The organism is candidate division WOR-3 bacterium, assembly GCA_039801085.1.
Taxonomy (GTDB): domain Bacteria; phylum Hydrothermota; class Tepidihabitantia; order Tepidihabitantales; family Tepidihabitantaceae; genus JAOABP01.
Genome location: JBDRTY010000002.1, coordinates 348938 through 362063, shown reverse-complemented (window position 1 = coordinate 362063; position 13126 = coordinate 348938). Strand labels below are relative to the sequence as shown.

The 13126-nt window shown below is 53.3% G+C and carries 11 protein-coding genes; 7 read left to right on the top strand and 4 right to left on the bottom strand.

The features are described 5' to 3' along the window. The 4 genes from ABIK48_05950 to ABIK48_05935 all read right to left on the bottom strand — a co-directional run bounded on the left by ABIK48_05950 (position 1) and on the right by ABIK48_05935 (position 6653). Entirely contained in the window at positions 1-1680 is a 1680-nt protein-coding gene (locus ABIK48_05950) for an FG-GAP-like repeat-containing protein (GenBank protein MEO0021702.1), read from the bottom strand. Between the two features lie 72 nt (positions 1681-1752). Further along, on the bottom strand, positions 1753-4254 hold the full coding sequence (locus tag ABIK48_05945; GenBank protein MEO0021701.1) for a hypothetical protein: 2502 nt from the start codon (positions 4252-4254) through the stop codon (positions 1753-1755). Between the two features lie 19 nt (positions 4255-4273). Next, on the bottom strand, positions 4274-5617 hold the full coding sequence (locus ABIK48_05940; protein MEO0021700.1) for a T9SS type A sorting domain-containing protein: 1344 nt from the start codon (positions 5615-5617) through the stop codon (positions 4274-4276). A 136-nt stretch (positions 5618-5753) separates the two neighbouring features. Then, a complete protein-coding gene (locus tag ABIK48_05935) occupies positions 5754-6653 on the bottom strand; it encodes an aminotransferase class IV (GenBank protein MEO0021699.1) in 900 nt (299 codons plus the stop codon). 78 nt (positions 6654-6731) lie between these two features. Here ABIK48_05935 and ABIK48_05930 point away from each other — a divergent pair, with 78 nt between their 5' ends. The 7 genes from ABIK48_05930 (at position 6732) to ABIK48_05900 (ending at position 13099) form a co-directional block, all read left to right on the top strand. Continuing rightward, complete coding sequence (locus tag ABIK48_05930; protein MEO0021698.1) at positions 6732-7616, top strand: hypothetical protein; 885 nt, start codon at positions 6732-6734, stop codon at positions 7614-7616. 360 nt (positions 7617-7976) lie between these two features. Continuing rightward, the gene (gene rsxC / locus ABIK48_05925) at positions 7977-9278 is read left to right on the top strand and encodes an electron transport complex subunit RsxC (GenBank protein ID MEO0021697.1); all 1302 of its coding nucleotides are present in this window, start codon (positions 7977-7979) and stop codon (positions 9276-9278) included. A gap of 5 nt (positions 9279-9283) precedes the next feature. Further along, positions 9284-10336 (top strand): RnfABCDGE type electron transport complex subunit D, encoded by a 1053-nt coding sequence (locus ABIK48_05920; GenBank protein ID MEO0021696.1) that lies wholly within the window; start codon positions 9284-9286, stop codon positions 10334-10336. Beyond that, entirely contained in the window at positions 10333-10902 is a 570-nt protein-coding gene (locus ABIK48_05915) for an FMN-binding protein (GenBank protein MEO0021695.1), read from the top strand. Before ABIK48_05920 ends, ABIK48_05915 begins: the two co-directional genes overlap by 4 nt. Continuing rightward, positions 10892-11500: an RnfABCDGE type electron transport complex subunit E gene (locus ABIK48_05910; GenBank protein MEO0021694.1), complete on the top strand. Its 609-nt coding sequence runs from the start codon at positions 10892-10894 to the stop codon at positions 11498-11500. Before ABIK48_05915 ends, ABIK48_05910 begins: the two co-directional genes overlap by 11 nt. Before the next feature lies 1 nt (position 11501). After that, positions 11502-12089 carry an RnfABCDGE type electron transport complex subunit A gene (locus tag ABIK48_05905; protein ID MEO0021693.1) on the top strand — a complete coding sequence of 196 codons (588 nt, stop codon included), beginning with the start codon at positions 11502-11504 and terminating at the stop codon, positions 12087-12089. Between the two features lie 2 nt (positions 12090-12091). Then, positions 12092-13099, top strand: coding sequence for an RnfABCDGE type electron transport complex subunit B (locus tag ABIK48_05900; protein MEO0021692.1), 1008 nt, complete (start codon positions 12092-12094; stop codon positions 13097-13099). Positions 13100-13126: the final 27 nt, after the last annotated feature.

Below are 13126 nucleotides of genomic sequence, written 5' to 3'. Positions count from 1 at the left end.
TTATCTTCCGAGCCACACCAGCTTTACCGGTACTGCCCCTTCGGCCCGGATCATATAAACTCCGGGAACTGCCGGTCTGCCATCATCCAGACTTCCGTCCCATACAATAACCCCGTTTTTGATAATGAGCCGGCGCACCAGCCTGCCATCCTGGCTGTAGATGCTGACCGGTATTTCTCGGAATAAAATTTTATCAAACCTGATTGTCATCGGTCCAGCCGCAGGGTTGGGCATAATCGCAACACTCAATCGGCTGGTACTGCCTGCCTCAGCAACGCCCACCTGCGTAGTATTCAGAAACAGATGATTACCATTACCCCGGTCCCAGTTGGTCACCGCCAGGTCCGGATATTCCGGATAACGGTAATAAAAGATCACATTACCGTTTCCCGAATCCGGCGCGTCGGCGAAACTTACCCAACCTGCGGTCTGATCAAAACAGTAATCAGCCGGAGTTACTGCCCCGCCATTTACTTTAATACTGTCCAGAAACTGAACCGGCCGGTGCCCGAGGTAAAACAGCTTGCGGTAACCATCCCCACTACTGCTCTCGACAACCGCGACCAGCTGCCGGTTGCGCACATCAGTCCAGACCAGCGCCTCACACACCAGATTATTCGGATTTGCCGGCTGCCACTGCCAGGAAGGCAGGGTATCGAGTACACCGGCATTATTGGCATAAACCCGGACCGGTTTCCACCAGCCGCCGGCTGCCAGCTCCGGATACCCGTCACCATTCACATCACCCCAGGCAACACAGGATGAATAGTTCTGAGTCCCCCGGCGCTGCATATTAAAACTGGCAATCGTATCCAGCACCCCATTGTTATTATGAAAGACCTTGATGCTGTTCGGATCGCCCAGCTGATCATTGGATGCTACTGCCAGATCCAGAAAGCCGTCCCGGTCATAGTCACCGAACTCCAGGCGCAGGACCCAGCCGATTCCCTGCCGGGCAACCCACGAGGGACGGGTATCAAGCACCCCGGCACGATTTTCATACATTACCACCTTGCGCCGGCAACCGACAAAAAGATCAAGATCTCCGTCATTATCAATATCACAGAACCGGATCGCATCGGAGGGTATGCTGTCCTCAGCAGTCCAGCAGGGCAGACTGTCAAAGACACCACCGTTGTTCCGGTAGATCCGGACAGAATCACCATCGGGCGCATAGGCATCACCGGCAGAAATTGCCAGATCCAGATCTCCATCCAGATCAAAGTCGCCCAGACAGCAGTCAAACGAGGCATGCCGGTCTGCGGAACGCCACCATGGTAATGGACTGAGTCCCGAGCCGGTGTTTAAGTAGATTCGTGCCCGGAAATCACCGCTTGTCCCACTGCCCAGATAACCGACCGCCAGATCCGGCAGTCCGTCATTATTCACATCACCGGCATAACAATGGCCAAAATAACCGCTGTCATTCGAACGCCAGGATGCCCTGGTCTCCAGCACACCGCCGGTATTGAAATAAACCGAATTGTAATTGTAAGCCATGTCATTACCGTTACTGATACAGAAATCCACAAACCCGTTGCCATCAATATCAGCAAAGGCGCCACCGGTTGAATAGTCATTATCCACCGAACTCCAGTCCGGCGCAGCCGGCAGCGGGATCTGGGCGTAACCCGTAAGACAAAAAATTACCAAAAAAGGCATTACAGCCTGTCTGCTCATCAACTGAGTTTAGCCTATTAAGGCTTCTGGTCAAGCCTTTATGGTGTTGCGTTCAATCGACTGGCGTGGCAGTTATTTAACTATTACAAGTCGCTGAGGCTTGAAGCCACGAATGAATGCAAAATAAACGCCCGGTACCATTCGGCCGGCATCAAAGATCAGTTCCTTCGCTCCGAGGACTCTGACGACCCGACCGCTGATGTCGGCAATGTTTATCTCCTGTCCAATCCCGGCTTGACGCACAAACCGGATGCCGACCGAAGGCATAAAAAGACCCAAAGCAGTCTTACCACTCCTTGCCGGTGACTGCTGCAACCCGATCAGGTCATCCGCGAATGCGAATACCCTGGCACGATCGTGGTCGTTGATATAGACCATGTTATCAATGTAATTCCATTGCATATATCCCGGCTTTGCCGGTCCGGTAAATGAGTCAATCACCGTATTCGTCCGGCAGTCAATCACCATGATTTTCGGCTCTCGGGAAAACAGGGATGCGGTGTCGTAATTGGCAACATAAAGCCGGTTACTGCGGACGTTCCAGACCGAGTTTTCCCGAAAGTCATCATGGCGGATGCCGCAGTTGCTGATCGTATCACTGAGCCGGTTGGTGGCACAGTCAATGACAAGAATATTGCCCGAACCGTGCGGAAAGTAGAGCCGGTCATCAATCGAATCGTAATAAAAGAATGGTTCGCTCGTATAGTAAACATTAATAACCGAATCAATGATACTGTCCGAATACGGATCCAGAACATAAATCCGGTCCCGATAGGGACAGCCCGCATACACCTGATGGATATTGCCCTTATTGCGGAAGGCAAGCGGTCTGCCGATTGAATCCAGCACCCGGATTACCGTATCACCATTGCCACAGATAACGAAAGTCTTCAAATCCGAAGGTGGATAAGTAATCGCCGCATAAACCCTGCCGGTATGGGGGTTGCAGTAACCATCGCCCGACTGACCGACATCAATAACATTAAGAACCCGATCAGTCGCACAGTCAATGATATAAAGCGGAAAATAACGGCGCAGAAAATCGGAAAAGGGAATGGCATACAGCTTGTTTACCACCGGATTGTAAAGCAGATAATGACCGCCAATCGGACCGGGAATGAAGTTGACCAGTGAATCGGTTGCCCCGTCCAGCACATAGATCCCAAGTGATTGGCCCGAGGCAAGATAAATCTTGTTCTCTGCAGTTGCCGTGGTAAAATGGAAGAACCACTCAGCCGGTTGCAGTTGATGAGACAGATCCACCGTCTTCAGGTATTCATTTGTGTGACCATCGTAGACGATAAGCAGAGTGGAAAAGGTGTCCACAGTCACATCATTGACATAAAGCCGGTTTGTAACCGGCTGCCACATTATCCGCTCATTCAGATATCCAGCCTTGATCGCGGTTTCAAACTTCCGCCGGGCACAGTCAAAAATATGGACACAGCTCTGATCAATACAATACAGCCTGTTAAGCGCCGGATGCACCAGCCCGTCTTCAAAATGAAACCAGAGCTCAAAAACATCAAGCAGACTGTCGGCGCCGGCATCAAAGACATAAAATAATATATCATACCTTGAACCGGAAGCGGCATACAAATGATTGCTCTGCGGGTTATAGAGAAGCCAGTAGGGAATCTGGTAAAGTGGAAACAGCATTGAATCGCTGATCACCAGACTGTCCACCGGGATCACATAGATCATTGCAACCGTATTGGTGTATGGTGCAAGGACATATAATTTGTTATTGACGGTATTGAGAACCTGGCGGGCAATGCCCAGTCCGGAAACCGGCATCTCCAGCTCACCCCTTACCCGGCGGTTCCGACAGTCAATCAGCTGCACCCTTCCTGGTGCAGTTGGAGAATAAAGGGTTGCGGTCAGCAGTTCCCGCTCCGGGAAAAGATAAAGGTCCAGGTACTGAAAATCGGGCGGTGCGGCGATTGAATCGGTAATCTGGTCCTGTTCACAGTCAAGGGTATAAATCGCCGCCGGCGTGCAGATGTAGGCATAACTGCGCACTGTATCAAAGACCGTCAGCCAGTGCAAGCCCGGAATCTGCCGGATAATATGGCTGGTCCGGCAGTCAATCACATGGGTTACCGTATCTCCTGCCAGCGAAAAAGTGGTGCAGTAAACCTTCTGTGCCGGAATACTGAGGTCCAGTTTCAGCATTGGCCAGAACCGGGTACCGGGAGCGATAACTACACTGTCAACTGTCAGCCCGGTAACGGCATCAACGCCATAGACCGTCACCGCGGAGGAATCATCAACCAGACGGGCATGATAAAGACGGTTGTTGCCGGGGTTGAAAACAAAATTGGGACTGATGTCGTGGTGGGGTATAAGCCGCTGATTTGTCCCGCAGTCCAGCGTTACGATATTCTCTGATTTGGAACTGTAGATGTAAATCCGGTCCAGCACCGGATTATAAACCAGCGAACGCAGGTAAGAATTACCGCCAAGACTGTCCGGAATATAAAGCGTCCGGACCGGCTGTGCGAGCACCACTGACAAAAAAAGAACCAACACCATTGCCCGTCCGGCATTTCTCAATATTAAAACCCACGGCATGGTGTCTCCTGTTTATTTTTTACCTTACAACCAGCTTACCTGTCTCCAGCCCGGCATGATAGAAATAAACACCGGGCGGGACATTGTTGCCTTTAAAGTCGCAGCGATTCCAGACCGCCACGCCATCAGCAACCTCTCCATCCCAGACCAGTCTGCCAGCTCCGGAATAAATCCGCAATCTCACCGGTCCTGAGCGATCTCTGATTCGGAAAGTTGCACTGTTTTCTATCGGGTTTGGACTCACTGTAACTCTGCTCGGTTCATATTTAAACCCGGGCTGGGACTGTTCACCGGAGTAATCTCTTGGAAAATTAGAATAAAAGGCAATGACATTATGCCCGTTTCCAAACGATACCCAGATGCCGGGAAGCGAATCGGCAACATTCCGGCTCCACCAGTAAGCACCAAACACCAGATCCGAACCAGGACCAAAAGTTCTATCCGGATTAGGGGCGTCGGTATTCCATCTGTCAGGCACATCGTAACAATCAAAATGTCTCGTGCCTCCACCAATAGCGCAGTGCATAATTGAATTCACCTCATCGGTCTGATGTGGATACAGGTTTCCCCAGGTGTCATGGGAAACAATGGCAGCACCTTCCAATACCCCGCCGTGTAAAATGTCATCGCGTCTTTCCCAGTAGTTGCCCGGGATGTAGTACCTGTAGAAAAAATCACTAATGCCAGTTCGATAGGACATTCCCTGCATCGCATAAATGTAGGTGGGTATTAATGTCATAAACGGCACCGGGGGCCAAAGCGCCATATCCGCACCGGCATAGAAAAAAGTATCGAGGATCATGCCCTTGCCAAACGGTGCCAGAAACTCCCAGTAAGGAAAGGGTGCCTTGATCTCATCACCGTTTCCATACAACCGGTTATAAACCATGAATTCAGAACTGCCTTCACCCTTGATGAGATAAAACCTTGTTACCGGCTGACCACATACCGTGCCAAACCCACCAAATCTGAGACTGACACCTCTACCTGCCGGTGAGGCTCCCCAGATGTCCCTTTCCCTGGTCCAGGACCGGCTCTGCACATCATAGGACCAGATATCACGACGGTTACCAAATACCGCCAGCACCTTTTCCTCCGGCGGTATACGGAACGGGTTATAAACGTAGCAGATGGAGGCATCCCGAGCCGGTGTTACACCCGCAGGCACTGGCAGCTGCTCCCACTCCAGCGAACCACCGAATCCAGCCCAGGTCTGAAAGAAACCGTATTCCGAAGAAACATTTGATGGGATGATTAAAAAGAGCTTGCTATACGGCTCGTCCGGGTTGTGCCCATAGGTCAGAGAAGTGCCGGGTAGAGTTCTATCAAATGGCGGGGGGGGTATTGAACAGCGCCCAGTCACCAGCAAAGCTGGGCGATAGTAAAATGATTAAAAATACCGGAGTGCTGATTAAGTGCTTCATCTCCTTTCTCCTTTCCAATAAGGAGGCACCATGCCGCATCATATTGTATCACATATGAATTTATCTTGTCAAGTTTTACAAATTTTTCATTCCGGCCCCGGACTGTTTTATCACATAATTTCTAAACTCTGTCTGAAGGGCATGGCTGATTGCTCCTGGCACACCCGCGCCCACCGGCCGACCGTTAACCATCACGACCGGCACCACCTCCCAGGTGGTGCTGGTGACAAAAACCTCATCCATTGCAAAAACCTCGTCCTCTCGTACCCCGCTCTCCACAACTTCAATCCCGAGCCGGGCACACAGCTCCAGAACCACCGTTCTGGTTACACCAGGCAAAATGTGCCGGTTGAGCGGATGGGTGAACACCCTGCCATTTTTTACCAGAAACAGATTGGTATGGGTACCCTCGGTCAGAATCCCGTTACGGACAAAAATCGCCTCCTCGGCACCAGCCGCCTGCGCCTGATTACGCGCCAGCACACTCGCCAGAAGACCGATCGCCTTGATGTCGCACCGCTGCCACCGGATATCCTCCACGGTAATCACCCTAATACCCTGCTCCCGCTCCCGGACCGGCGGCACAATTTCGGTCACCGATATATACAGCGTCGGCAGCACCTCCCTAGGTGGGAAAAGCAGGTTGCGCTGCCACACCCCGCGTGTCGCCTGAATGTAGAAAAACACATCCCGACCAGAGAACCCGTTACGCTCCATCAGCTCGACACAGATCTCGCCCAGACGATCAACATCCGGCAGGTCAATCTGCACCGCCCGCAGACTATTCCGGAACCGGTTCAGATGTTCCCGGAGCCGGAAAATCCTGCCCTGGTAGGTGCGCATCACCTCATATACACCGTCGGCAAAATAGAAACCTCGGTCATCAGGCGAAATCCGTGCCTGCCGTTTAGGCATAATAGCACCTTCCGGAACTTCTGCCGAACGGATATAACAGTAATCTGGAACTTGACTCATCACCATAAGATATGCCCGACCGTCCTGAAGTCAACGATTGAAATTTTTCCCTGTTCCGGCTAATCTGAAACTGCCACGATGGAAATCATCTTTATCGGCGCCGAATCACTGGGTGTGCGCAGCATGTGCACGCTGGTGAAAACCCGGGACCGGCTGATTCTGATCGATCCCGGTGTTGCCCTTGCTCCGCTCCGGTTCAGTCTGCCGCCCCATCCGCTGGAATTCAAAAGGGCAGAAGAAATAAGGCACCAAGTTCTCAGTCTGCTGCCGGAAACCACCGATATCGTCATCAGCCATTTTCACGGTGACCACGCCCCGCTTCTTGAGCCTGATTCATCCCAGATTCCGCTCTCCGAATTCAAGACCCGACTCGGCAAAACCCGTATCTGGCTCAAAAGCACTGCCGGTAACACCCGGCTGATGCAACACCGGCACGGGCAGTTCATCTCCGAACTGGGCAACCTTGTAATGATGGCAGACGGACACACCGAACCTGGACTTGATTTTTCCCCACCGGTCCTCCATGGCCAGCCGGGCAGAGGCACGGTAATGATGACCAGAATCAGTGATGGCGAAACCACCTTTGTCCATGCGTCTGATATTCAGCTTCTTGATAGCGCAGCGGTCGACCTCATTATCAGCTGGCAGCCGGACATCGTATTTGTTGATGGACCACCATTTTACCTGAATGCTCTTGCCCCAGAATTGAACCAGCAGGCACTGAAAAACGCCGTCCGGCTGGCGATTAATACCGGCACACTGATCATTGACCACCACCTGCTGCGCAGCCCATCCGGGCCTGAATGGCTGAACCGGATCGAGAAAACAACCGGCACCCGCACAATCTCTGCTGCTCAGTGGCAGAAAAAAGAACCGCTGCTTCTCGAGGCGAACCGCTGCCGGCTTTACACCCGGCATCCAGTTCCGGTTTCAGACCAGAACGGACCCAAAACCGGTGAATAAACCCAGCTGGAAATCACAACCGTTGCGTGTCGACGATACCTGACAGATAGCCGCAGAAAATCATCGGCACAACCATCACCATTGATGTCCGTAAGACTTCTATCCTGATTCTGCACCCATCCGGTTCCAAAGCAGTCAGGTCGGCTCGGGAGCGCACAATCACGACCACTGTCCCGGATACTGCCCACCCCTAGCCCCCTTGTACTTAAGATATTATTTTTCAACAGGATAACTTTCTAGCCCTGTTTCCCCAAGTTATTGTCTCGCTCAAAGTAGATCAGTTTTCTATCCACTACTCTTTTTTCTTGACATCGGTTAAGCTGAAAATAAAATTTTACCTTTAATTAATAATTTTAAACTATGTTGAAATTTCGTGGCGGTGTTCACCCTCCAGAAGGTAAAGAGGCAACTGAGCATAAGCCGATTGAGACTCTGCCTCTCCCTTCGCGAGTACTTGTTCCCCTTTCCCAGCACCTCGGTGCACCCTCCAAACCGGTGGTGAAAAAGGGGGATAAAGTATTTACCGGTTCGGTGATTGGTGAGCCCGGCGGAAGGATTTCAGTCCCGACCCACGCCCCGGTTTCAGGTACTGTTGCTGAGATTGCCGAACTTCCCCATCCACTAACCGGCAGACTTGTAACCACGATAATCATCGATTCGGACGGCAACGACACCCTTGATCCTTCCATTCAGGAACAGAATCCGGGGGAACTTACCCCCCAGCAGATTATTGAGGCGGTAAAGAATGCCGGCATTGTGGGCTTGGGTGGTGCTGCCTTTCCGACATTTTTCAAGATCTCCCCGCCAGCTGATAAGCCGGTTGATACTCTGCTCATCAACGGCTGTGAGTGCGAACCATTCCTCACCGCCGACCACCGGCTGATGCTCGAAAAAACTGAAGAGATCGTTGAGGGCACCAGTTATCTGGCGCTGGCGCTTGGGGTAAGCAATGTGATCATCGCCATTGAGGATAACAAACCGGATGCGATTCAGGCAATGAGAGAAGCAGTAGCAGGAAGGAATTTCCGGGTTGTCCAGCTGAAAACGAAATACCCGCAGGGAGCAGAAAAACAGTTAATCAAGGCATGTCTCAACCGGGAGGTTCCCTCCGGCGGTCTGCCCGCCGATGTCGGCTGTATTGTCCAGAATGTGGGTACTGCCTTTGCAGTCCGCAATGCGGTCCGGTTCCGCCGCCCACTTTATGAGCGAGTAGTAACGGTTACCGGTAATGGGGTCAAGGAACCGAAAAACCTCTGGGTCCGGATCGGTACTCCGGTGAAAACCCTGATTGACTTCTGTGGTGGCTATAACGGCGAACCGAAGAAAATTATTAACGGCGGGCCGATGATGGGTATTGCGCTGAGCAGTGACGAACTGCCCGTACTCAAGGGTACTTCGGGCATCCTCGTGTTCAATCGGGTGCCGGAAACACCGGAACAGGACTGCATCCGCTGCGCCCGCTGCATTCAGGTATGCCCGATGGGACTTTCGCCCACCCGGCTCAATTACCATATCCGCGCCAAAAGGTTTGCTGCTGCCAAATCGGAACACCTCCTGGACTGCATTGAATGCGGCTGCTGTGCCTATGTCTGTCCGGCAAAAATCCGGCTCGTGCATACCTTCAAATTCGGCAAGGCAGAGATCGCCCGGCTCAAGGTGTAAAAAATATGAGTGAAAATCGTCCAATCCTGCAGGTTACCGCCTCACCCCATATCACCGGACCAGTCACCGTGAACAAACTGATGTGGGCGGTGATAATTGCCCTTCTGCCCGCCTTTGCCGGCTCAATCTACTTCTTCGGTCTGCGGGCACTCATCATCACTTTGCTGAGCGTTGCTTCGGCTCTGCTGTTTGATGCCCTGGGCCAGCGGCTTTTCGGCAGAAAGATTACTCTCCTTGACGGCAGTGCGGTCCTGACTGGCATCCTGCTCGGGTTCAATCTTCCGCCCAATGTCTCGTGGTGGATACCGGTTGCAGGCAGCGCCTTTGCCATGCTGGTAGCCAAGCAGTTTTTTGGTGGTCTGGGGCATAACTTCATCAACCCGGCGCTCGCCGGCAGGGCGTTCCTCGTTGCTTCCTGGCCCACGCAGATGACCACCAGCTGGCTCGCCCCGCGCGGGGGTATCATTTCCGGACTGCCCGCGAACGCTCTGAATCTCTGCACCGATGCGGTTACCACCGCGACACCACTTAATGTCCTGAAGCAGGGGGCAAAACTGGTGCTGCCCGGGTGTAACCCGCATGCCCTTTACGAACAGTTGCAGTCCTGGACAACCCTGAAAAACCTTTTTTGGGGCAACACCGGCGGGTGCATCGGAGAAACATCCGCCTTGCTGCTTTTGATCGGCGGGCTGGCGCTCATCATCATCCGGGTCATTGACTGGCGCATTCCGCTCTCCTATCTGCTCACTGTTACCGCACTCGTCCTCATCCTGCCCGGACACAAAGCCGGCCTGCTGAACTATACCATTTTCCATCTCCTCTCCGGTGGTCTGATGCTGGGAGCATTTTATATGGCGACTGACTATGTGACCTCTCCCCTGACTGCAAAGGGCAGAGTGATTTTCGGTGTCGGCTGCGGCGTTCTGACCGTCCTCATCAGACTCTGGGGCGGCTATCCGGAGGGGGTCTGCTATTCGATCCTGCTGATGAATGTCGCCACCCCTCTCATCGACCGGCTCACTCCGCCGCGGCTTTTCGGAACAAGGAGAAAGAAATGAAGGACAGTCGGGCTTGGATGGTGCTGTCGCTCCTGATCACCTGCCTGATTTCCGCCTTCGCCCTTTCTCAGATCTACAATCTGACTCTGCCCCGGATTGAGTATCAGCGGAATGTCGCCGGACTCAAAGCAGCATTTGGTGCGGTGATGCCCGAAGCAGATCGTTTTGAACCCGCGACCCCGGATTCAAGCATCTGGCTGGCATTCAAGGGGGAAACCAGGATCGGCTCGATCATTAAAGCCGCCAAACAGGGTTATGGCGGACCGGTGCCGGTCACGGCGGGGGTAGACCTGCAGGGCAGAATTGTCGCAATCAGAGTTGCCTCTGCCGCTGAAGGGTTGAAGGAAACACCCGGGCTCGGACTGAAGGCAACTGAACCGGAATTCCGCAATCAGTTCCAGGGCAAAACAGCCGCAGAAATCCGGCTGACCAAAGATGGCGGCACGATTCAGGCCATCACCGGCGCCACCATCACCTCGCGGGCGGTCGCGGACGGCTTGCACGAAGCGCTGGTAAAATACAGAACAATTCTGATTCCCCAGGAGGAACCGGACCATGAACCGTAACCCGTCCCGCCTCTCCTATCTGACTTCAGGAATCATCAGGGAAAATCCGACGCTGATTCTGATGATCGGTCTGTGTCCAACCCTGGCAACTACGGTCACCGCCCGCGATGCCCTCGGCATGGCAGCTGCTGCCTCTTTTGTGCTCATCTGCTCGAACATTGCCATTTCTGCTATTCGCAAACTTGTCCCCGATTCAGTCCGGATTCCGATCTTCATCATTATCATCTCCACTTTTGTCACCATCATCGACTATGTGATGCAGGCATACCAGCCTGACCTTTACCGGGTACTCGGGGTCTTTGTACCGCTGATTGTGGTCAACTGTATCATCCTCGGCCGGGCAGAAGCCTTTGCCTACCACCACGGCATTTTTGATTCGTTCCTTGATGGTCTGGGTAAATCAATTGGGTTTACGCTCGTGCTCTTCATTATGGGAAGCTTGCGCGAGCTGTTCGGTGCCGGAACCTTCTTTGGCAGTCCACTCCTGCCCGCAGCATATCGCTCCGCTCCCATGCTCTTTGCCATCTTCCCGCCTGGTGCATTTCTCTTGATCGGACTGCTCAAGGCGCTGGTCAACAAACTGGGGTGGGGGAGGTAAAATGAAACTGAACCCCGGACAGATTTTCCTTGCCGCATTCCTGGTCAACAACATCATTCTCATGCGCTTCATCGGACTGTGCCCCTTCTTCGGTGTCTCCACCTCGGTCTCCACATCAATCGGCATGAGCGCGGCAGTGCTGTTTGTAATGCTGCTCGCATCATGGGTTTCCTGGGTCCTGTACCATGCCCTGCTTTTGCCGCTCGGGCTGGTATTTCTGCGCACCGCAGTTTTTATCTTGGTAATCGCCGCACTTGTTCAGTTTGTGGAAATGTTTCTCAAGCGCTACATCCGCAACCTCTACTCGGCAATGGGCATCTATTTGCCCCTGATTACCACCAACTGCGCCATCCTGGCAGTCACCTTCTTTAACATCAACTATAACTTCAATCTGCTGCAGGCAACCATCTTTGCACTCGGCACCGCCGGCGGCTTTGCATTGGCAATCATTCTCTTTGCCGCTATTCGCGAACGGCTTGAGGATGCACCGATCAGCCCGGCATTCCGTGGTTACCCGATCGCCTTCATCGGTGCCGCACTCGTCTCGCTGGCATTTATGGGATTTACCGCCTTATTCGGTATATCGTAACTATGGACTGGTCACTGGTTATCAAATCGCTCATCACCCTGGGAGGACTGGGACTGATTCTGGGCGTGATTCTGCTGCTCGCCTCCATCAAACTGGCGGTCAAGGTTGATGAACGGGAAGCCCGCATCCGCTCGGTCCTGCCTGGCGCCAACTGCGGTGCCTGCGGCTATCCCGGTTGCGACGGTTATGCCGCTGCGATTGCCGCGGGCAAGGCACCGTTGAACGCCTGCTCAGTCGGCGGACCTGAAGTAGCCAAGAAAATCGGCGAAATCATGGGGCAGGAGGTAACCGCAGCTGAACCGAAAGTGGCGGTTCTCATCTGCCGCGGAGGCAAGGATCAGGCACCCCAACGCTTCCAATATAAGGGGGCCGAAAACTGCCGTCAGGCAGCTCTTCTGCTCGGCGGACCCAAAGCCTGCATCTACGGCTGTGTGGGCTTTGGACACTGCGTCACTGTCTGCCCGGTCAAGGCGATCAGAATGGGCGAAAACCGGCTGCCAATTATCGACGAAAGAAAATGCATCGGCTGTGGCAAGTGCGTAGCCGAATGCCCGAAGGGAACGCTGAGCCTGATTCCCCGTTCGAAACTGGTCTACCTCGCCTGTGTTTCTCACGACCGCGGGCGGGCGGTTAAAGAGGTTTGCTCGGTCGGCTGCATCGCCTGCGGACTGTGTACGCGGGTCTGCCCGGTTGGCGCCCTGAGAATGGAAAACAACCTGCCAGTCATGGACTTTCAAAAGTGCATTGACTGCGGCATCTGCGTTCACAAATGTCCGACCAAATCATTTATCGACCGGGCACCAGGCCGACCCAAAGCATCTATCAATCCCCGCTGTACCGGCTGCGGTGAATGTGTCAAAGTTTGTCAGTTCAAGGCGATTGAAGGTGACCCCGGAAAACAGCACCGGGTCATCCCCGAAAAGTGCATCGGCTGTGGCCAGTGTGTCCTTGTCTGCCCGGTCAAGGCGATTGACCTGGTCGGGGCATTAGGGCATGCGGTTAGAACATAACCCAAAATCAATTCTTCGGTATATATT